The organism is Gracilibacillus orientalis (genome assembly GCF_900114645.1).
Lineage (GTDB): Bacteria > Bacillota > Bacilli > Bacillales > Amphibacillaceae > Gracilibacillus > Gracilibacillus orientalis.
Window position 1 is genome coordinate 61,451 of the sequence record NZ_FOTR01000013.1, and the last position, 20,991, is coordinate 82,441.

Below are 20,991 nucleotides of genomic sequence, written 5' to 3' on the forward strand. Positions count from 1 at the left end.
AGATTTCTACCTTTCTGTCATTAATTTTCTGAGTCTCTTTAGAAATCCTGAATTATCTGATTTTTTGGATGGTTCCCCTAGATAATGATTGCTAACATTTTCAATTGCCACTGATGCTTTTGATTTAGGGTTATGTATGATAAAAGGTTGCTGTGCTAATACAGCATCTGTAACAGCTGAATCATCAGGGATTGTTCCAAGCGGTATTACATCATGATCTAAAAATCGTTTCACAGCACTATTCATACGATTCATGATATCAATACTTTGTTTTTTACTTTTAGAACGATTAACAATTAACTGAAACTTTATCGGTTGTTGTAATAAAACTTGCTTTATCATGGAATATGCATCTGTCATGGCAGTTGGTTCTGGAGTCGTTACAAGAATACATTCATCGACTGCTAAAATATAATGAATGGTTTCTCTCGTAACACCTGCCCCCAAGTCAAAAATAATATAGTCATATTCTGCCAAAAGTAGTTCTAATTGCTCGATGAAATATTGTAATTTTTCTTCATCAAGATAGAAAATATGCTCCTGTCCACTACCACCAGCAATATAAGACAAGGAGTTTGGACCTACTTCTATAATATCATATATTGACAATTTATTCTCGAACAGATTTATAATAGAATAGTTAGAACTTTTCCCTAATAAAATGTCAATATTCCCCATGCCAACATCCAAGTCAAATAGCAAAACTTTTTTTCCTTTGCTAGCTAGGGATAATGAAAAGTTTAGTGCAATATTAGACTTCCCAACTCCGCCTTTACCACTAACTATAGCCATAGTTTTAGCATGGTAATGACTGTGTACATCTCTTAATTTTTGTCTTAGCTTCGCTGCTTGATCAGTCATATTAATCACCAACTATTAATTTCGCAATTTGCTCTATGGATATTTCTTCAATATCATCAGGTACATCCTGACCATTAGTCATATAAGCAATACCGATTTTATATTTTAAGCATAAGTTTAATACAGGACCATAAGTAGTTGTTTCATCTTTTTTAGTTAAAATAAGTTGTTTAATTGGTATATTATCAAATTGTTGATAAATCTCTTCTAGGTCTTTTGCCCTTGTAGTTAATGAAAGAACTAAATACGTATTGACTTCATGGTTTAAGTCGACAATTTTACCTAATTCTTTAATATATTTTTCATCTCTGAAATTTCTGCCAGCTGTATCGACAAAAACATGATTATAATTTTTGAATTTTTCCTTTGCCTTTTTATAATCCTCTAAGTTGTATGCAATCTCTATTGGAACGTCTAAGATCTTGGAGTAAGTCTTCAACTGTTCAATTGCAGCAATTCGATAGGTATCTGTTGTTATGAAAGCAACTTTTTTTTGTTTATTTAATACACAATGAGCTGCTAATTTTGCTATCGTCGTCGTTTTTCCGACTCCTGTAGGTCCAACTAAATGAATAAACTGTTTGTCGAATATTTCTCCACCGAAAGTTCCTTTGTTTGCTATCCGGTGTTTTACTTCAAACGATAATTGATCCCATACTTTGCTTTCTTCGACCTCATCATTATTAAACCTTGTTTGTATAGATTCTATTAATTCGTAAGCAATTTCCTGATCTACTTCTTGTTTGATAAGATGATCGTATACCAACTGATATGGTAGCTTGAAAGTCAAATCTTTCGTAGCATTCTTTTGCATCCATTGCTTCATGTCACGTAATTCTTTTAAAACTTCTTCTTGATTGGGACTTACGGCTGTTGATTCAACCTCAGGTTTAGATTCAACTACATGTTTTTGCGTCTTAGTCTTTTTCCGCGGTAATTTTGTCTGGTCGATTGCCGCTAAAACTTCTATTTTTCTCTTTTTAAAAAGTCCTAAAAATCCACCTTCATGTATAACTTTTGAATTTAATATGACTGCATCTGATCCTAGTTCTTTTCTGACGAATTTCATCACTTCTGGCATTGTCGAACCCTTAAATTTTTTCACTTTCATGCTACGTTCACCACCCCGATGCTTTGAATTTCTGCAGTTGGTTCAATCTCATTATATGAAAGTACGACCACGTGTGGATAGAAGCGATCTAATAATTGTTTAAAATACATTCGAATGGTTGGCGAACATAAGATGACTGGTGTCTCTTCCTGTAAACTCATGTTCTCAACATTTTCTGAAACAGAGTGAATCACTTGTTGTTGTGTATCAGGATCCATCGCTAGATAACTGCCATATTCAGTTTGTTGTATATGTTCGGCAATTAATTTTTCAACCTCACCTGAAACAGTGATCACTTTTAATTGTTGCTTACCTTGTACAATATCACTCGTGATTTGAATGGATAATGATTGTCTTACATATTCAGTCAGCAGATCTGTATCTGTTGTCATTTTTGCAAAATCTGCTAATGTTTCGAAGATAACTGGTAAATTTTTCACAGATACATTTTCACGTAACAGTTTAGCCAATACCTTTTGAACATCTCCAACTCCTAGTGGCTCTGGTGTTACTTCTTCTACTAAAATTGGATTTGATTCCTTTAAATGATCTATTAATTGTTGTGTTTCTTGTCGACCAATTAATTGGTGTGCATAACGTTTTATTAGCTCTGTAATATGTGTGGAGACTACAGATGGAGGATCTACAACAGTGTAACCAGACATTTCTGCATCATCTCTTGCTTCTTCCGTAATCCATTTAGCAGGTAAACCGAAAGCTGGTTCTACTGTATCAATACCATCTAATTCGTCATCCTCAATACCAGGACTCATCGCTAAATAATGATCAAGTAGTAACTCACCTCTAGCTACTTCATTGCCTTTAATTTTAAGCCGGTATTCATTAGGATTTAGCTGAATATTGTCTCGAATTCTTACAACTGGAATAACTAAACCTAATTCAATTACTAATTGTCGTCTGATCATAACCACACGATCTAATAAATCGCCACCTTGATTTGAATCTGCTAAAGGAATTAAGCCATAACCAAATTCGAATTCAATAGGGTCCATATTAATTAAACCAACAACATTCTCTGGTGATTGCATTTCTTCTGAGTCTGACTCATCTAGTTGTTCATCACTTGGTGCTTCTTCTACTTGAGTTTTTCTTGATAACCTATAAGCACTAATAATTAGTACAGCAGCGATCATCGTTGTCAAACCAAAACTAATCGGAGTAAAGCCTAAGAAGAAGATCGTACCACCTGCAATATAAAGTAGCGTAGGATATCTCAATAACTGTTGGCTAACATCCGCACTCAAGTTACCTTCTGAAGCAACTCTGGTAACAACAATCCCGGTAGCTGTAGATATAAGTAAAGCCGGGATCTGACTTACTAATCCATCCCCAACGGTTAATCTCATATAAGTGTCAATAGCTTCAGTAAAACTTAATCCTAGTTGTGCCATACCAATAATAAGTCCAAATATAATATTAATGAGAACAATAATAATACCGGCAATCGCATCACCTTTTACGAATTTACTGGCACCATCCATCGCACCGTAAAAATCCGCTTCATGCTCAATTTTATCACGTCTTTCTTTAGCTTGATGCTCATTAATCATGCCGGCATTCAAATCAGCATCGATACTCATTTGCTTACCAGGCATTGCATCTAATGTAAATCGAGCCGCTACCTCTGATACACGCTCACTACCTTTAGTAATAACTAGAAACTGAATAATAACTAAAATAACGAAGACAACAAAACCTACCAAAGGATTATCTCCGATAACGAACGTACCAAAGGTTTCTACTACACCACCTGCATCAGCTTCTGATAGAATGGATCGGGTTGTAGACACGTTCAAACCTAACCGAAATAACGTCAATAACAATAGTAAAGAAGGAAAAACAGAGAATTGCAATGCCTCTGTTGTATTCATGGAGACTAAAATGACGATTAATGCTAGAGATATATTGGTTAAAATTAAAATACTTAATAACCACCCTGGAAGAGGAATAACTAACATAATAATAATAGATATAACACCAAATAGTACGGAAAAATCTCTAGCTTTCATCTTGTTACAACTCCTTTACTTGAAACACATAAACGTTCTTAAATCTTCTTTTGAATTCGATATACATAAGCTAAAATTTCCGCTACAGCTTGGAAAAATTCTTCACTTACGATGTTATCAATCTCGACTTGATCATATAATGCTCTTGCTAAAGGTCGATTTTCTACCATCACCACATCATGATTACGAGCAATATCTTTGATTCGCATCGCAACAAAATCGACACCTTTCGCAACAACATATGGCGCATCTGCCTTGTCTTCATCATATTTAATTGCAATTGCATAATGAGTTGGATTGGTGATCACAACATCTGCATTTGGGACTTCACTCATCATCCTCTGCATCGCCATCTGTCTTTGCTTTTCTTTAATTTTTGATTTAATTAACGGGTCACCCTCAATATTTTTATGTTCATCTTTCAGGTCATTTTTAGACATTTTATTCTGCTTTTCAAAATCGTATTTCTGATAAACATAATCGATCACCGATATAATCAGTAAACCAATGGCCGCTGCAATACCCATTTGGATAGTCATCTGTCCAAAGAATGCTAATGCCCCATTAACCTCTTTATCGAATAACATCATCATCTCATCGCGATTGATCCATATAATAGAGAACGTAATTACACCTACAACAACAATTTTTAATAAAGATTTAACTAACTCCACCAATGCTCTTGCAGAAAATATCCTCTTTGCACCTTGAATGGGATCAATTTTATTTAACTTCATTTTTAATGGTTCTGTTGTAAACATAAAGCCGATTTGCATAAAATTCGAAGCAAGTCCTGCTACAATTGCGATAAGCATAATTGGTGCGATCGCTATACTTATTTGGGACAAAACATCTAATAACATACTAAAAAGTTCTTCTTCTGTTACTTCATTATGAATATATTCTGTAAATGATTTGTTAAACATGTCTGTCATCGTACTTTTTAGTGAATCTCCCGTTACCAGGAGAATAATAAACACAAAAAATAGTAAAATGGCTGTATTTACATCTTGGCTTTTGGCAACTTGTCCCTTTTTACGTACATCTTGTCTTTTCTTCGGAGTGGCTTTTTCAGTTTTTTCACCTGCGAAATATTGAAGATCAAGCCGTAAATTCATCAATTAAGCACCTCCGAACATTTGAATAAGACTTTGCATCGTTTCTAAAGTATATTGGAAAAGTTGCTTCACAATTATCATATAAAATGTTACAAACATAAATAGCACGGCAAATGAAACAAAAATTTTAAGCGGAAGTCCCACGACAAAAACATTGAGCTGTGGAACTGTTCGTGCAATAATACCTAACGCTACATCAACTAAAAACAAGCAACCTACGATCGGAAGAGCTAATTGAAAAGCCATTAAAAACATTTCGCTGAAAGTTTGCAAGATTAAATCCAGATTATTAAATTGAAATAGCTGATCTAACGGAATCTCCTCAAAGCTATACATCAAACCATTTAACAATAGATGATGTCCATTAACCGATAACAAAAATAACAGAGCGATCGTATAGAAATATTGCCCTATTAGTGGGCTTTGAGCTCCAGTTTGCGGATCAACAACATTTGCAATGGCAAAACCCATTTGAAAATCGATGAACCCACCTGCAATCTGAATGGCAGCTAAAATTATGTAAGCAATTAACCCTAAAAATAACCCTATGATTGCCTCTTTCATAATCAATAAAATATACATACCATCAAAGGCAAGTTCTGGAATCTCCAGAGTATAAAACATGATCCATGCTATAAAAACGCCGATACCAATTTTAAACTGTGTCGGTATATTGCGATAAGAGAAAATCGGTACCGTTGCAAAAAAAGCCATTACTCTAACTAATATTAAAATGAATGCTGGAAAACGATTGATATCTATTAATTCAAACATAGCTTATCCCACAAACTGATTAAGATTTTGGAATATATTTTCAGCAAATTTTACCATTGTTGTTAGCATCCATGGCCCAAATACTATAATACCTAGTAAAACAGCGACTATTTTCGGTATAAATGCAAGTGTTTGTTCCTGTATTTGGGTAGTAGCCTGAAAAATACTTACTAATAAACCTACTACCAGTGCCAGTATTAGAATGGGCCCTACTACCATTAGAATTGTAAATATTCCCTGTTCGGCTAATGAAACGACAAATTCTCCACTCACTATCAGTATCTCCTCTCAAACGATGTCACAGCGGCAAGAAACCATCTAATAATGAATGTGTAATTAAATACCACCCATCTACTAGAACAAACAATAATATTTTAAATGGCAATGAAATCATCACCGGTGGTAACATCATCATCCCCATAGACATTAAGACACTTGCAACTGCCATATCAATAACCAGGAATGGAACAAATATCATAAAGCCCATTTGAAAAGCTGTTTTTAATTCACTAATTGCGTAAGCTGGGACTAATGTTGTTAATGGAATATCTTGAACAGTTTCTGGTCTGTCTATTTCTGCATAATTCATAAATAATGCCAAATCTTTTTCTCTTGTATGTTTTGACATAAACTCTTTAATCGGGTTACTTGCGTTTTCATATGCTTCTTCTAAATTTATCTCTTCATCAAATAACGGTTGTAATGCTTCCTCATTCACTTCTTGAAAAGTAGGTGCCATAATAAAAAATGTCATAAATAAAGCAAGACCAATTAAAACTTGGTTTGGCGGCATTTGCTGTGTCGCTAGAGACGTCCGCACAAATGATAAGACAATCAAAATTCTTGTAAAGCTGGTCATTAAAATTAATATACTAGGAGCCAATGAAAGTACTGTTAATAATAAAAGTAACCTTACAGACGTAGATATACTTTCAGGATCAGTGCCTGAGAAAACATCAATGAGATGAATCATTATTTTTTTGACTACTTTCTTTTAGTTTTTGATATACTTTCTTTCTTCCTTCTTTCATTGTATTTAGCTCCTTGTTAAATAGCGAAGTGAAATCTTGATTGCTACTTTTTGATGACTCTGCTGGTTGTTTAATCAGTTTCGCCTTAAGTTTATCTAATGAATCATCTGTTTCTTCTTGTTTCATTAATTGGTCGATTGTTTTAGGATCAGTAATTTCCATTAACAATTCAATATTCTCTGCAACGCCAATGACATAAAAACGATCACCTATCTTTATTGTTTGAATTGATTTATTCGATCCAACGGATATACCCCCCAAATTTTCAACCACTTGATGCTTTTTGAGAAACCCGTTTTTATTCCGCAAAAACTTTGAGATCAGTACAATCAAACCAATAACAACGGCTAAAGCGACAATGAGTTTAATGAAGCTCCCAATAAAACTCGGGGAATCAACAGTCTCAAGCTGATCATCTGTAACTGCTTCGTTCTCATCCTCTTGTTCTTGTTGTATTTCTTCTTGGTTATCAAACATGTCATTTACCATTCCACTAGCTTCTATATTAATTGGTGAAATCCATACTAGAATAGACATAAATAATATGCTTATTAGTAATTTCAGGTTAATGCTAATCACCTCATTAACCTAGAACTTTTGAAATGGCTTCGATTACCCGGTCAGCTTGAAATGGTTTTACGATAAAGTCCTTTGCACCTGTTTGAATCGCATCAATTACCATCGCTTGCTGTCCCATTGCAGAACACATAATAACCTTAGCATCACCATTGATACTTTGAATTTCTTTTAGAGCAGCAATACCATCCATTTCTGGCATAGTAATATCCATAGTTACTAAATCAGGCTGTAGTTCTTTATATTTTTCAACAGCTTCTTGTCCATCCTGCGCTTCTCCAACTACGTCATATCCATTCTTTGATAAAATATCTTTGATCATCATTCTCATAAATGCAGCATCATCCACTATTAATATTGTCTTAGCCATATCTATCAATCCTCCATCTATCTATTTTAATTGCTTTAATCTATCTTCTTTACTTACAATATCTGTTACCCTGACACCAAAGTTTTCATCGATTACTACTACTTCACCTTTGGCTATAAGTTTTTGGTTGACTAATATATCGACTGGTTCACCTGCTAGTTTGTCTAATTCCAAAATAGAACCTGAAGATAATTCTAGAATTTCTTTTACAGTTCGTTTCGTTCTTCCTAACTCGACGGTAACCTGTAATGGAATGTCCATTAATAAATCTAAATTTCGTTTCTCACTTTGTTGTAAAGGCACATCATCAAAATTAGAGAAAGAAGCAGCTTGCACTCCTTGATTTGTTCCTACTGATTGATTTCCTAAATGTTTTGGCTGTTGCGGTTGATTATTAGCTTGTCCTTGATGCATGGAAGCCTCTTGTTGCACAGGCGAATCAAACGCATTACTCTGGTTACTTCCAGCCAGGTCCGTTTCGATTGCATCAGTTGTTTTGCTATTCAATTCATCTGTTCCCTCTGGTGAATTCAGTAATTGATCTACTAAATCTTTTGCAAAAGTAACAGGTAATAACTGCATAATTTTTGAATCTATTAATGTACCGATTTTTAACTGAAATGAAACCTTAATTAGTACATCATCATCTGGTGTTAAGGCCTGTGTTTCTTCTTCAGTAACATCCATAATAGATGTTACTGGTGGGGAAATATCCACCTTTTTATTAAATACAGTCGACATGCTAGTAGCTGCGGTTCCCATCATTTGATTCATCGCTTCTTGAACAGCACTTAAATGAATATCATTTAACTCTTGTGATTCAGGATCACCATTTCCACCTAACATAAGATCAGCAATAATAGCTGCATCTTTTGATTCCAGAATAAATAAATTTGCCCCACTGAAACCTTCTGTATATTTCACTTCTATACCAACATATGGAACAGGAAATTCTTCCTCTAATTCTCCCTTATGAATAACATTGATGATAGGGGTTGTAATGTCTACTTTTTGATTTAATAGAGTAGCAAGAGTTGTTGCAGAGCTTCCAAAAGATATATTACCAATTTCTCCTAAAGCATCTTCTTCTATAGATGAGAGGTATTCATCTGCGGAAGGAGCTTCATTTGAATTCACATCTTCATCCGTATTATCAGAGCCATTTAATAAGGCATCTATTTCATCTTGGGATAACATTCCATCATTCATCATCTTGATCCCCTCCCTTAATTTCTTCTATAACTTGTACGGCTATCTTCTGTTTTTTCTTTCCTGGTTGTACTAGAAACTTAGGCTCTTGACCAACTTGTAATGTTAAGGGTTGGTCAATGCTTTTATCGAGTAAAATGGTATCGTCTATTCCTAGAAACAAAAAGTCCTCTAACATAATAGATGTTTCACCTAATAGAGCGGTCATATCCAAGGTTGTTTGTTTGATATTTTGAGAAATAGATTCATATTCTTCTGGTTTTCTTTCCTTAGAATTTTCATTTTGCATCCAATAATGAACAGATAATTTTGGAATAATCGGTTCAAGTACTACATGAGGGATACAAATGTTAATCATACCGCTACTATCACCAATAGTAGTATCTAGAGACACTACAACTACTGTTTCATTAGGAGAAACTAGTTGTAAAAATTGCGGATTTACTTCAAAGTCTTCCAGCATTGGATCAATATTAACTACTGATCCCCAGGCTTCTTGAAGATTGTCTAAAGCTTTTTCAAATAATTGTGACATAAGCGTTGTTTCAATTTCGGTTAAATTATCAATATTATTAACACTGTTTCCTATACCACCCAGCATTCGATCTAGCATTGCATAAGCTATATTAGGATTGAATTCAAAAATTATTCTTCCATCCAATGGTTCTACACTATATACATTTAATATCGTTTTAGTCGGGATCGAACGAATGAATTCTTCATAAGGAATTTGATCTACCGAAGCAACTGTAACGTGTACATATGTTCTTAGCTGTGCTGAAAAATAGGTCGATAACAACCTGGCAAAGTTATCATGAATTCTGGAAATACTTCTTATTTGATCCTTGGAGAATCTTAATGCTCTTTTAAAATCATATACTTTTACCTTTTTATCTTTTTCTTCTTCTTTTAATTTATTAGCATCCATCTCACCAGATGATAAAGCTGATAATAAGGAGTCAATCTCATTTTGCGAAAGAACTTCATCTGCCATTTTCCCACCTCCATTCGGAGTAAACTTACTGGATAACTTTACTTATAATTAAGACATCGACGATTTGACCTTCCGTCATATGTTTATTCATAGCAGTTTTTATATCACTTTCTAACTCCGTTAAATTTTCTTGAAAGTCTTTCGTGGTTAAGTCTACTGATAATTTAATAAATTCATTTTTTACCTGGAATTCTCTTTTCTGAAGTTCTTCTAAAGCAGCTTTACTATTAGTAATAAGTTGAAATTGAATGAGAACAAAATTACCATCATTTAGATCTGTTCTTATCTCTTCGGTTGTATGAGAATATTTCACCATATCATCAATCGACATACCCTCTCCTTCATTTGAAGATTTGTTTAGGAGAAAGTATAAAGTTACAGCCCCTGCTATAGTAATAATTAAAAGAACCACAACTAAAATTTTTATTAATTTAGGATTCATCGCCTTGTTCACCTACTTCTCTTTGAAGTTGATAGAGACCTATTTGCTTATAAAACTCTCTCACCATTTCCTTCACTTCTTCTTCTGATTCTTTCACAAACATTTTTTTCTTATTGATCAACGTAATGGTCGTATCTGGAAAGGATTCAATACGTTCTATGTATATGGCGTTAATCGTAATAGTGTCACCTTTTAATTTCGTTAATGTAATCATAGATTTAGAGAGTTAAGGATTAGAGCCTCAACTCTCTTCCTCCTTTTTATCGTTTTAAGTTCACTAGTTCCTGTAAAATTTCATCTGATGTTGTAATAATTCTTGTGTTTGCTTGGAAACCACGTTGTGCTGTGATCATTTCGGTAAATTCTTCAGACAAATCAACGTTAGACATTTCTAAAGCTCCTGACACAATAGAAGCTGTACCTTCCGTTTCTGGTGCATATAGAAATGTTCCATCGTCTTCTTCCATTCTTCCAGCATTGACAGAATTTTGAAACATGTTTGATCCAACCTTATTTAAACCACCTGGGTTTGAAAATTTGGCGAGCGAAATTTGTCCTGCTTCCTCTGTCTCCCCATTTTCAATATAATTCACAATGCCATTACCTTGTATACTAAAGCTTTGTGCTGTATCTGGTATGCGAATTCTTGAATTTCCTGCAAGTGGGTTACCATCAGGATCTGTTCCGTTTTGTCCTAACAAATATTCACCGTTAGCATTTACAATATATCCTCCATCATCCAAATATAAATTACCTGCTCTTGAATAAGAAATATCCATTTGCTCTGTATCGCCACCGTCAATATTTTCACCAGTTGCAAAAACAAACATGCCATCTCCTTCTAGTTGAAGGTCTAACGGACGTTCAGTTGTTTGACGGTTTCCTTGTGTATGGACATTATCTATAGAACCTAGTTGAGAGCCTGTACCGACCTGTGCTGGGTTCACACCACCTCTGATATCTGTCGGTGCACTTGCTCCTGATACAGATTGACTCATCATATCTTGAAACGTTGCCCGCCCTTTTTTAAAACCTGATGTATTCACGTTAGCTATATTATTACCTACTACATCTAATTTCGTTTGAAAAGCCTTCATCCCTGAAATACCCGCATACATTGAACGTAACATTTAATCAACTTCCCTTCTGTTTTTTCCATTAAGCTACCGCTGTCAGTTGGTAACTTCCGGCCTCCCAATTGGGTCCAGCCTAATCTATTACTATTGTCCCGTTAATATTGGTGAAAATTTTACTGCTAAGTTCGCTTTTATCTAATGCTGTAATCACTTTTTTATTTTCTGCATTAACAATAAATGCTGCATCGCTCGTAATAACTAGTGATTCTTTTACACCTTTATCCTTAGCTTGGTCCAGTTTCTCATTCATCTTGTTCCAATCAGCTTCACTCAATACAATATTCCGCTGGGTCATTCTGTCGCTAGCGTGTTTACTCAATTCGATCTCTTGTTGTTCTTTCAGAACTTCAGCGAAAGGAGTCGTTTTTTTCTGCTGAACTATATTTTTTGATGGAACAAGTGGACGATGATAAGCATGAATCCGGTTATCCATTTTATCCCTCCTCTATTCCGCGGAAGGATCATTTATTCTGAGCACCTCATCCGTATATATTTTTTGTTCACCATCTAACTCTATTACGGCATAACCATCCTGTTGTGAGATTGCCTTCACTTCACTGCTGACTATCTCTTTTGGTTCTGCAACTTCACCTGTTTCTTCATCTAAACGGTAATAACTAACTTCTTTCCCTATTAAATGGCTATATTGTATAACCGGAGATACCGTTTGATTCTTTACTAATGTATCAATAGAATTAGACATGTTCATCATTTGCTCTAATGATGAAAAAGTTGTCATTTGTGAGATAAACTCTTTATCCTCCATCGGGTTTAATGGATCCTGATTTTGCAACTGTGACATTAAAATCTTTAAAAACTCTTCTTTTCCTAAACTATTGTTGGCCTCTCTTGCTTGATTCTGTTTAGATAAATAATAAGATGGATCAATAGAAGTCACTGTTAATCACCTACACTTTCGCATCCATCAACATATCATGGAAACTTTGATTTTGATTATCCTGATTAGATTCTTCTTCATGATCGTTATGCTGTTCTTGCTGTTCCTCTTCTTGAGAATTCAAATTGTCATCGGTTAGTTCCTCTTGACTAACCTGAGAAGAGTTTTCTTGTTTTTCAATGATTACTTGTTGCGGCGAGAACATATGGCGAAGTTGATTTAGATTCCCCTCTAACAGTTCCTTAGCACCATGAGTACTAGCAATCATTTTAACTGTCATTTCACCATTGATTTGAGTCAGTTTCACTGTAATATCACCTAAATGTTCCGGTTGAAGCCGTATCATCAACTGATTAGCCCCATTTGGTAGTTTCATAAAATTACTTTTTTGCATCACTTGCTGAAATTGATCGATAAGTTGCTTTTGAACTAATGGTTGGTCACTGTTCGTATGAGACAAATGAATCACATATTGTTGAATTTTTGATTGAACTTGTTGATTACCAGTATCATTTCTTACAATGTGTGCTTGATCTTGTTTCATAACAGGTTCCAATCTTTCCATCGCATTATCGCTCCATCGCTTTACATCTTGCTGTGTAACTTTTTGAATACTTCCATAATGCTGTTGCATTGATTGACGATTATTAAAGTTTGATAACAGCTTCGACCATATTTCACTACTTTTATCATTTGTAGCTTCCGATAAGAGTTTTTGTGCTGCATTCAATGTTTGATTACTCATTTGTGACCATTGTTTCAATAGTTGTAACATTTGTTTATAATCACGACTGCTAAGCGTTTGATTTTGTATCTGTTGTAATATTTTTTCTGTCTGTTCGACTCGTGATATAGCATTTTTATCTAAAACAGCTTCCGTACTAAAGTTATTTTGTACTAGTATTCCATCACTAAAACTCAAACGATAAGGTTGCTCCATAGATACTTTCTCTTGTTGGCTTTGACCGATGCTTTCGATTTGTTCTAAAAACTTCTTAATCAGCTCAGCTAATACTTCTTGATCTTCTGCTTCTAATAGTCCACCTAATACTTCTATCTGCTCTTCATTTAGATCCTCCGAGATAAATGTCATGATTTCTTCTGTTGATAATGTTTGTCCATCAGTCTCTAGCTTATTGTTAATCATGTCTATTATTTCCGTAATTCCATTCAATTGTTCTGCTGACAAATTATCCAATGACTCTTGTATCAATGCTTTATCTGTTAGCTTTACTAGGTTTAAGGTACTATCAGAATCTGCTACATTTGCTTCTTGATTATAACTGATCATATTGGAGGACATGAGATCAGAGAAAGCATTTCCCCTTGCTTTGTCTCTTATAGCTTTCGGTGATGGGATTGCTGAGCCATTTGTTAACCACTCCGACGCTATCATCATTTTTTCACCCCCTTTCAATAGCTTGCTATTTTTACATTATTCATCCACTAGTAAATCTGAATAGCCGGCAGCTATTTCTGGTTCCATCTCACCAAAGATTTCTCCTCTAACTTCTGATTCTAATTGTCGTAATAAAGGAACAGCTATATCATCTTCCATGCTTTCAATAATAGGTGCCGCCAACTTTGGTTTCATTGCAGTAAAAGATGTAGCAAGTTCTTCAAATGAATCTAAATTTGTTGTATCGCTCTCCTGTTCCGCTTCTAATTCTACAATTTGTGAGGACAAAGTTGAGATTTCTTCTTCCAATTCAGAAATGGTTCCATCTTTTGATTGAACTTCATATTGTAAAGCATCCATTTCTTCTTGAATGTCATCGATTTGTTGATCCTTCTCCGCTAACTGATTAGTATGTAATTCTTCTTGATCTGTGGTAACTTGCTCGCTTATAAATGGAACCTTATTTAACGTTTCCTTTGTGTGTTTACCGACGTCCACGCCCATAAAGTATAGAATGATTACTGTAATCAGTAGTGCAAAAATTAAGGGGACAAGTATAACTATGAACCATTGAAAAATACTCGGTTTTTTTTCTTTATTTTTCTTTGGATTAGCTGCCATTTCTTCACCTATCCTTACTTTTCTAGATACTTGCGAATGGAAACGTCATCCATCAGCATTAAGTCTTTTTTATCTTCAAGTTGTTTATATTGCTGTTCTTTTTTGTTGATGATTTTTTCTATTTTTTTCACTTCTATATAATGCTCGGTTACATACTCTTGCACTTGGTCCATATACTTTCTTGCTCGATCTGCTTTTTTTTGCACATTTACTATAGTAGGCATAAGAAAATCTAAATATTGATGATATGATTTTATGGTTTCGATTTGAGACTTGTCTGACAATGACTGCTTATAGCTTTCTTCAATCTTCTCTTTCTTTTTCAGTAAATCATATAAGTGACTTGCATGCTTTTCGAACTCTGCGGTTGCTTCTTGAAATTTAAGTTGAGCGTCTTTTTTTTCATTCTCTCTTACCTGTCTGATTTTTTCATACCCCTGTAACTGATTCATCAGGAACTACTCCTTTTCGCCAGTTCTTCTAATTGCTGCAGGGTTGTTTTCTCATCTGCATTTTCATCTATATCTTGCTTTAAGACATTTAAAATTCCCGGTTGAAGTTGAATGGCCTGGTCAACGGATTTATTAGATCCTCTTTTATATGCCCCTATTTGAATTAATTCTTCGTTATCGGTATAAGTAGCTAGAATAGAACGAATTTTCATTGCTAATTCAAGTTTCTCTTTTGATACAATTTCAGGCATTACTCTGCTTACAGACTGCAAAACATTAATCGCTGGGAACTGTCCTTTTTCTGCTAATTTACGATCCAAAATATAGTGGCCATCCAATATACCTCTTGTTGTATCAGCTATCGGTTCATTAAAGTCATCACCATCAACAAGAACGGTATAAAAGGCTGTGATTGAACCAGTTTTACTTGTACCTGTACGTTCTAGTAGAGATGGCAGCATCGCAAAAACTGATGGTGTATATCCTTTTGTTGTTGGTGGTTCGCCAATGGCAAGTCCTATTTCTCGTTGCGCCATAGCAACTCTTGTAACAGAATCCATCATCAAATTCACATCACATCCCAAATCCCTGAAATATTCGCTGATGGCAGTTGCGGTATAAGCCCCTTTAATTCGCATTAAAGCTGACTGATCAGAGGTGGCGACCACTACTATTGATTTCTTTAAACCTTCCGGCCCTAACTCGCGTTCAATAAATTCTTTTACTTCCCGTCCACGCTCCCCAATCAAAGCAATTACGTTTATATCGGCATTGCTATTACGAGCTATCATGCCTAACAGGGTACTTTTACCCACACCACTTCCTGCAAAAAGTCCAATTCTTTGACCTTTTCCAACCGTCAATAAGCTATCGATTGCCTTTACTCCTATTTGAATAGGTTCTTTAATTCTAGGTCGTTCTAGCGGATTAGGAGGTGCTTGTTCTGTTGGGTATTCTTTTAAACCTTTAGGTAAATGAGAGCCGTCCAATAAATTCCCAGTTGAATCGATAACTTTTCCTATTAATGCTCTTCCTATTTTTATTTGCAAGGCATTTTTGCTTGCTTCTACTAGACAACCTGAAGCAATATTGTGTAGCGTCGAATAAGGCATTAACAGGACTTTCTTATCATAAAAACCTATTACTTCGGCCATTATTTTTTCGTTCTTTTTTTTCGTATGAATATAGCACACTTCACCGATTCGAGCTTCCGGTCCTCTTGCTTCAATTAATAACCCAATCACACGATCTACTTTTCCATAGCGTTTATAGGCATCTAGATCCTGAATTTCATTGATAATCATTTGTGTTTTCACGTGTGATCTCCTCCACTACATGAAAAAGTCTAGTTCTAATCTCTTCTAATTGGCTGTCAACAGAAGCATCTATTCTGCCAAAGGGGGTTTCTAACATTACTTGTTCTCCTTGTAAGTCCCTCGATGGGTATATCGTAAATTGTATTTCATCATGGATGATTGAGCTTAACTCATCCTTATTTTCTATAAGCATAGGATAATAGTTGCTTGAAACAAATAACTTAATGCTTGATTGGTCTTTCACCTGTTCTAACAAGGATTTAGCAATGCCAATAAATTTCGTATTATCTTTTTCAATTGATTGTTTCAAGACTTTTTCAGCTACCGCCATTGCAATATGTAAAACTGTTTCATCACTTTCTGCAATAATTTTGTGATATTCCTGTTTGGCAGTATCCACTACTTCTGTAGCTTCTTCCATTAACTTCTGATATTGTTGAATACTGTCTTTTTTTCCTTGCTCAAAACCTTGTTGATATCCTTCTTGTTGAGCTTGTTCTACATAGTGTGCCCTTTCTTGCTCCCATGCTTGTCTCAATTGCTTTATTTCTGAATTTGTATCTTCTTTCAGTTGTTCTGTTTTGTTCCATGTTTCATTGTATTGCTGCTCTGCGTCCTCTATTTGCTGGTAGATATTATATAACATCTCTTTTTCGTCTTTATCAGAGGAAGTTTGCTTTGTTTTCGGTATCTCTATTTTTCGTAATTGGATTTGCCTAGTCGGAAAGGAGCTATTAGACAATAATATCATCCCCTCCACCTCTAGCTATGACAATTTCTCCCACTTCTTCTAATCGTCTTATCACAGATACTATACGTGATTGTGCTTCTTCTACATCACGTAATCGAACAGGGCCCATAAATTCCATTTCTTCTTTAAAAGTTTCTGCCATCCTAGCAGACATATTATTAAAGACAATTTCTTTCACTTCATCACTTGCCACTTTTAATGCTAAGCGCAGGTCATCATTTTCAACCTCACGAATTACGCGCTGGATTGCACGATTATCAAGGGTGACAATATCTTCAAATACGAACATTCTTTTCTTGATCTCTTCTGCTAATTCAGGATCATCAATTTCTAGCGTATCTAAAATAGTTCGTTCGGTACTTCTATCCACCCCATTCAAAACTTCTACAACTGCCTGAATACCTCCAGTTTGTGTATAATCTTGTGAAACAGTAGTAGAAAGTTTTCGTTCGAGAATCTGTTCTACCTCAGAAATGATTTCAGGTGAAGTAGAGTCCATAACTGCAATCCTTTTTGCAATATCGGCTTGCATTTCTTGTGGTAACTCTGACAAAATCTGAGCTGATTGTTCAGAATCTAGATAGGATAAAACAAGTGCAATTGTCTGTGGGTGTTCATTTTGAATAAAATTTATAATTTGATTTGGCTCAGCCTTCCGTGCAAAGTCAAAAGGTTTTACTTGCAAGGAGGATGTTAGTCTATTTAGGAGATCGCCTGCTTTTTCCTCACCTAATGCTTTTTCAAGAACGGTTTTTGCGTAATTGATCCCACCTTGTGAAATATAATCCTGAGCCATCGCTATTTCATGGAATTGCTCCAAAATCTCATCCTTTTGAGTTCCATCTACTTTTGTTACGGATGAGATTTCTAGTGTTAGTTTTTCAATCTCTTCTGGTGTTAAATGCTTATACACTTGGGCAGAAACATCCGGACCGAGAGAGATTAATAAAATAGCAGCTTTTTGTTTTCCGGTTATTTGTTGTCTTCTTGCCATGATAATTATTAACCTCCTTTAATCCTCTGTAATCCAGCTTCTTAATAATTTCGCAAATTCTTCTGGTTTCTCCTGAGCGTATTTCTCCAATTGCTTTCGTCTCATGGATGAATCTGAATCATCTGCATGCGTAATTGGCGGAACTTCTTGTTCTTGTATTTCTGAAGTTTCCACCTCTTTAACAACTTCTTCTGTTTCTGAACGTTTGCTTCGTCTAATCATCCATAACAAAACAATAATTGCTAATAGTAACAGACTGCCTACTATGTATACCCATGCTGGAATAGCTGGACTAACCGTTGGGTTTGCTAGTGTATCCGTTCCTTCGAATGGTTGGAATACGATGGATACTTTTTCCTCCGGTGTTATTTCACCATATGATTTGTCGATAGAAGTAGAAATAATAGAGTCTAGAATCGAAGCAACACTTTCTTCAACCGCCAATTGTTCCTGCGCAGTTAGTTGTTCAATTTCTCCATCTTCTATAACTCTCGTATTATCAATTGCTACTTGTATACCTAAATCTCTAATTTTATATGGACTTTCCACAATATCTCTTTGAATTCGATTAAATTCATTATTAACGGATTCTTTAACGAGCTCGTAATCACCTACATTTCCTTCCACACCTGCTGGATAGTTAGCAACCTCTCCTTCTTCAACTCCGACGGCGCCATCTTCCGGTTGCTCACCTGTAAATGATTCAGTTATCGTTTCAATACTGACTGGTAACGTGTCATTATCTTCATCAACCGGTTCTACCAATTCTTCCACTCGTTGTTCTTGGGTAAAATCGATATCAGCAGTTGCTGAAATAGCTACTTTATTCATTCCTATCATGGAACCTAACATTTTTTGTACATTTCTCTCGATATCTTTTTCAATATCACCTTTAATTTGTTGTTGAGAAGTATATGCATCAGCACTTCCAGAAGCATTTTGGTTATCTAAGTCAAAATACTCAAAATTTTGGTTCATAATGACGATATCATCAGCAGAAAGGTTAGGAATTGATTTCGAAACAAGGTGGTACAAAGCATTCACGTTATTTGGTTCAAATTGATATCCTGGTGCAGTTTGAATGACTATAGATGCTGTGGAAGGTTGTTGTTTGTCACTAATAAATACCGGTTCCTCTGGTATATTAAGATTTACTTCAGCACCTTTGATCCCATCTATTTGCGTTATTAAAGTTGCTAACTCGGTTTGCATGGCATCCAGTTTCATTACTTCAAATTCATTGTCCGTTACTCCCCAGGAACTGTTCTCTGCAAAAAAAGAATAGTCAATACTACCGCTATCTGGTATTCCTTGTGCAGCAAGATCTACTAATAGTGAATCAGCCCTTGCTTCTGGTACTTTGACACCCGTTCCGGTATCCGTAATTTCATATGTTACGCCACGGGCATCTAATTCCTCGGTAATTTGACCTACTTCTTGTATGGACAATTCATTATACAGTGCTACCATATCACTTTTTGCAGATGTCATTACTACCAAGAGGATGATGACAGCTAATAATGCTCCCACTCCACCGAATAGTAACCCTTTTTGCTTTTTCGACATCGATGTATAATAGCTCGTTACTCTATCCTTGTATAGTTTTAAGTTCTCGTTCATTTTGTGCCCCCAAAAAATCATTACTTGCTTACAACTATCAATGTATTAAACTTGTAATCTCATTACTTCGTTGTATGCATCTACCATTTTTTTCTGAACTTCTACACCAGTTTGTAGCATAATACTAGCTTTTTGTGCTGTAATCATGACATCATGTAAGTTATCAATTTCACCTTTGGCAAGTGCTTCTGTTTTTTGATCTGACTCGTGTTGTGCTTTATTAATACTTTCAATAGCTTGTTTAAAGCTATCAGCAAATTGTTGTTGAGAGTCTCCTACTGTCTGCTTGTTATTTTCGGTTTGAATCGCATTTGGCTGAATGTTTTCTAACGAATAAATATTCATTGAGTATTCACTCCTTTATTACGTTTTATTTACCAATTTCCAAGGCTTTCATCAACATTGTTTTCGAAGCATTTAAAGAAGTTATATTCGCTTCATAAGACCTTGTCGCACTCATCATGTCAACCGTTTCTTTTAACGGATCTACATTAGGCATTTCTACATAACCATCGTCATTCGCATCTGGATGATTAGGGTTATACACAAGCTTGAACGGTTCTTCATCGTCGACAATTTGAGATACTTTTACTCCATTTCCAGCGCTTTCGCCTTTTTGAGTAGCTCGATTAAGAATTGATGAAAAACTTTGATCTTTAGGACTGAACACTGTCATTTTTCTCTGATATGGTTCATATTCTCCGTCTGCATTTACTGTCGCTCTTGTTGTTTCTGCATTCGCAATATTAGAAGAGATCGTATCCATTCTCAGACGTTGAGCGGTCAGACCACTTCCGCTAGTATTGATCGCATTAAATATTGACATCATTAACTACCTCCCCTAATAACACTTTGTAAGCTACTAAACTTACCATTCATTCGATCTACCAAACCTTGATAGTAAATTTGATTCTTGGCTAATTCCGTCATTTCTTTATCGATATCTACGTTGTTTCCGTTGTGGTTGTACATGGTACCACGGTCTGATGATATTTTTATATTCGATTTATCAGATGAAAAAGGAAGATGTTGTGCATTCGTTCTTGTTGCCTGAAATTGATTTGATAATTCATTTTTCAATACATCATTAAATTGAACTTGTTTCGCTTTGTAATTAGCTGTATCCGCATTTGATATATTATGTGCTATTGTTTTATTTTTTACAGAAGCATATTGCAGTGAATTTTCCAGGGTCTGGATAGTACCACCAAATAATGACATAAAAAAATCCCTCACTTTTTTTATTTAAACCGTCACAAAAATCTTTTGTCTATCGAATATTGTAATT

The 20,991-nt window shown here is 35.2% G+C and carries 26 protein-coding genes; all 26 read right to left on the reverse strand.

From position 1 onward, the window contains the following. Positions 1 to 6: 6 nt before the first annotated feature. Positions 7 to 861 (reverse strand): MinD/ParA family protein, encoded by an 855-nt coding sequence (locus BM121_RS18460; RefSeq protein WP_091485432.1) that lies wholly within the window; start codon positions 859 to 861, stop codon positions 7 to 9. Position 862: 1 nt separating this feature from the next. Continuing rightward, a complete protein-coding gene (gene flhF / locus BM121_RS18465) occupies positions 863 to 1,972 on the reverse strand; it encodes a flagellar biosynthesis GTPase FlhF (RefSeq protein WP_091485433.1) in 1,110 nt (369 codons plus the stop codon). After that, positions 1,969 to 4,002 carry a flagellar biosynthesis protein FlhA gene (gene flhA, locus BM121_RS18470; protein ID WP_091485435.1) on the reverse strand — a complete coding sequence of 678 codons (2,034 nt, stop codon included), beginning with the start codon at positions 4,000 to 4,002 and terminating at the stop codon, positions 1,969 to 1,971. The genes flhF and flhA overlap by 4 nt, the downstream gene beginning before the upstream one ends. 38 nt (positions 4,003 to 4,040) lie before the next feature. Next, positions 4,041 to 5,120: a flagellar biosynthesis protein FlhB gene (gene flhB / locus BM121_RS18475; RefSeq protein ID WP_091485498.1), complete on the reverse strand. Its 1,080-nt coding sequence runs from the start codon at positions 5,118 to 5,120 to the stop codon at positions 4,041 to 4,043. Positions 5,121 to 5,123: 3 nt separating this feature from the next. Then, positions 5,124 to 5,894 carry a flagellar biosynthetic protein FliR gene (gene fliR / locus BM121_RS18480; RefSeq protein ID WP_091485437.1) on the reverse strand — a complete coding sequence of 257 codons (771 nt, stop codon included), beginning with the start codon at positions 5,892 to 5,894 and terminating at the stop codon, positions 5,124 to 5,126. A gap of 3 nt (positions 5,895 to 5,897) precedes the next feature. Next, positions 5,898 to 6,167 (reverse strand): flagellar biosynthesis protein FliQ, encoded by a 270-nt coding sequence (gene fliQ, locus BM121_RS18485; protein WP_091485438.1) that lies wholly within the window; start codon positions 6,165 to 6,167, stop codon positions 5,898 to 5,900. Positions 6,168 to 6,192: 25 nt separating this feature from the next. Beyond that, entirely contained in the window at positions 6,193 to 6,867 is a 675-nt protein-coding gene (gene fliP / locus BM121_RS18490; protein WP_091485439.1) for a flagellar type III secretion system pore protein FliP, read from the reverse strand. Further along, a complete protein-coding gene (locus tag BM121_RS18495; protein WP_091485441.1) occupies positions 6,851 to 7,462 on the reverse strand; it encodes a flagellar biosynthetic protein FliO in 612 nt (203 codons plus the stop codon). Before BM121_RS18495 ends, fliP begins: the two co-directional genes overlap by 17 nt. A 46-nt stretch (positions 7,463 to 7,508) precedes the next feature. Then, the gene (locus BM121_RS18500; RefSeq protein ID WP_091485442.1) at positions 7,509 to 7,871 is read right to left on the reverse strand and encodes a response regulator; all 363 of its coding nucleotides are present in this window, start codon (positions 7,869 to 7,871) and stop codon (positions 7,509 to 7,511) included. A gap of 21 nt (positions 7,872 to 7,892) precedes the next feature. Beyond that, a complete protein-coding gene (fliY, locus tag BM121_RS18505) occupies positions 7,893 to 9,083 on the reverse strand; it encodes a flagellar motor switch phosphatase FliY (protein ID WP_091485444.1) in 1,191 nt (396 codons plus the stop codon). Continuing rightward, positions 9,073 to 10,074: a flagellar motor switch protein FliM gene (fliM, locus tag BM121_RS18510; protein ID WP_091485445.1), complete on the reverse strand. Its 1,002-nt coding sequence runs from the start codon at positions 10,072 to 10,074 to the stop codon at positions 9,073 to 9,075. The genes fliY and fliM overlap by 11 nt, the downstream gene beginning before the upstream one ends. A gap of 25 nt (positions 10,075 to 10,099) precedes the next feature. Further along, positions 10,100 to 10,516 carry a flagellar basal body-associated FliL family protein gene (locus tag BM121_RS18515; protein WP_091485446.1) on the reverse strand — a complete coding sequence of 139 codons (417 nt, stop codon included), beginning with the start codon at positions 10,514 to 10,516 and terminating at the stop codon, positions 10,100 to 10,102. Beyond that, complete coding sequence (locus BM121_RS18520) at positions 10,506 to 10,730, reverse strand: flagellar FlbD family protein (protein WP_091485448.1); 225 nt, start codon at positions 10,728 to 10,730, stop codon at positions 10,506 to 10,508. Before BM121_RS18520 ends, BM121_RS18515 begins: the two co-directional genes overlap by 11 nt. Positions 10,731 to 10,776: 46 nt before the next feature. Then, positions 10,777 to 11,646 carry a flagellar basal body rod protein FlgG gene (gene flgG, locus BM121_RS18525; protein WP_091485450.1) on the reverse strand — a complete coding sequence of 290 codons (870 nt, stop codon included), beginning with the start codon at positions 11,644 to 11,646 and terminating at the stop codon, positions 10,777 to 10,779. Positions 11,647 to 11,725: 79 nt separating this feature from the next. After that, positions 11,726 to 12,085 carry a TIGR02530 family flagellar biosynthesis protein gene (locus BM121_RS18530; protein WP_091485452.1) on the reverse strand — a complete coding sequence of 120 codons (360 nt, stop codon included), beginning with the start codon at positions 12,083 to 12,085 and terminating at the stop codon, positions 11,726 to 11,728. Between the two features lie 12 nt (positions 12,086 to 12,097). Next, positions 12,098 to 12,550, reverse strand: coding sequence for a flagellar hook assembly protein FlgD (gene flgD, locus BM121_RS18535; protein ID WP_091485453.1), 453 nt, complete (start codon positions 12,548 to 12,550; stop codon positions 12,098 to 12,100). Positions 12,551 to 12,560: 10 nt separating this feature from the next. After that, entirely contained in the window at positions 12,561 to 13,949 is a 1,389-nt protein-coding gene (locus tag BM121_RS18540) for a flagellar hook-length control protein FliK (RefSeq protein ID WP_091485455.1), read from the reverse strand. 36 nt (positions 13,950 to 13,985) lie between these two features. Further along, on the reverse strand, positions 13,986 to 14,570 hold the full coding sequence (locus BM121_RS18545) for a MotE family protein (RefSeq protein ID WP_091485456.1): 585 nt from the start codon (positions 14,568 to 14,570) through the stop codon (positions 13,986 to 13,988). 14 nt (positions 14,571 to 14,584) lie between these two features. Continuing rightward, positions 14,585 to 15,022 (reverse strand): flagellar export protein FliJ, encoded by a 438-nt coding sequence (gene fliJ, locus BM121_RS18550; protein ID WP_091485458.1) that lies wholly within the window; start codon positions 15,020 to 15,022, stop codon positions 14,585 to 14,587. Continuing rightward, positions 15,022 to 16,338 (reverse strand): flagellar protein export ATPase FliI, encoded by a 1,317-nt coding sequence (fliI, locus tag BM121_RS18555; protein ID WP_091485460.1) that lies wholly within the window; start codon positions 16,336 to 16,338, stop codon positions 15,022 to 15,024. The genes fliJ and fliI overlap by 1 nt, the downstream gene beginning before the upstream one ends. Next, the gene (gene fliH / locus BM121_RS18560; RefSeq protein WP_175495502.1) at positions 16,313 to 17,080 is read right to left on the reverse strand and encodes a flagellar assembly protein FliH; all 768 of its coding nucleotides are present in this window, start codon (positions 17,078 to 17,080) and stop codon (positions 16,313 to 16,315) included. Before fliH ends, fliI begins: the two co-directional genes overlap by 26 nt. Beyond that, positions 17,073 to 18,083, reverse strand: a complete 1,011-nt coding sequence (gene fliG, locus BM121_RS18565; protein WP_091485463.1) for a flagellar motor switch protein FliG — start codon at positions 18,081 to 18,083, stop codon at positions 17,073 to 17,075. The genes fliH and fliG overlap by 8 nt, the downstream gene beginning before the upstream one ends. An 18-nt stretch (positions 18,084 to 18,101) precedes the next feature. Further along, the gene (gene fliF, locus BM121_RS18570) at positions 18,102 to 19,703 is read right to left on the reverse strand and encodes a flagellar basal-body MS-ring/collar protein FliF (protein ID WP_091485465.1); all 1,602 of its coding nucleotides are present in this window, start codon (positions 19,701 to 19,703) and stop codon (positions 18,102 to 18,104) included. 45 nt (positions 19,704 to 19,748) lie between these two features. Continuing rightward, on the reverse strand, positions 19,749 to 20,048 hold the full coding sequence (gene fliE / locus BM121_RS18575) for a flagellar hook-basal body complex protein FliE (RefSeq protein ID WP_091485467.1): 300 nt from the start codon (positions 20,046 to 20,048) through the stop codon (positions 19,749 to 19,751). A 25-nt stretch (positions 20,049 to 20,073) separates the two neighbouring features. Then, positions 20,074 to 20,529, reverse strand: a complete 456-nt coding sequence (gene flgC, locus BM121_RS18580; protein WP_091485500.1) for a flagellar basal body rod protein FlgC — start codon at positions 20,527 to 20,529, stop codon at positions 20,074 to 20,076. Positions 20,530 to 20,531: 2 nt separating this feature from the next. Beyond that, positions 20,532 to 20,924 carry a flagellar basal body rod protein FlgB gene (gene flgB / locus BM121_RS18585; protein ID WP_091485469.1) on the reverse strand — a complete coding sequence of 131 codons (393 nt, stop codon included), beginning with the start codon at positions 20,922 to 20,924 and terminating at the stop codon, positions 20,532 to 20,534. Positions 20,925 to 20,991 lie beyond the last annotated feature (67 nt).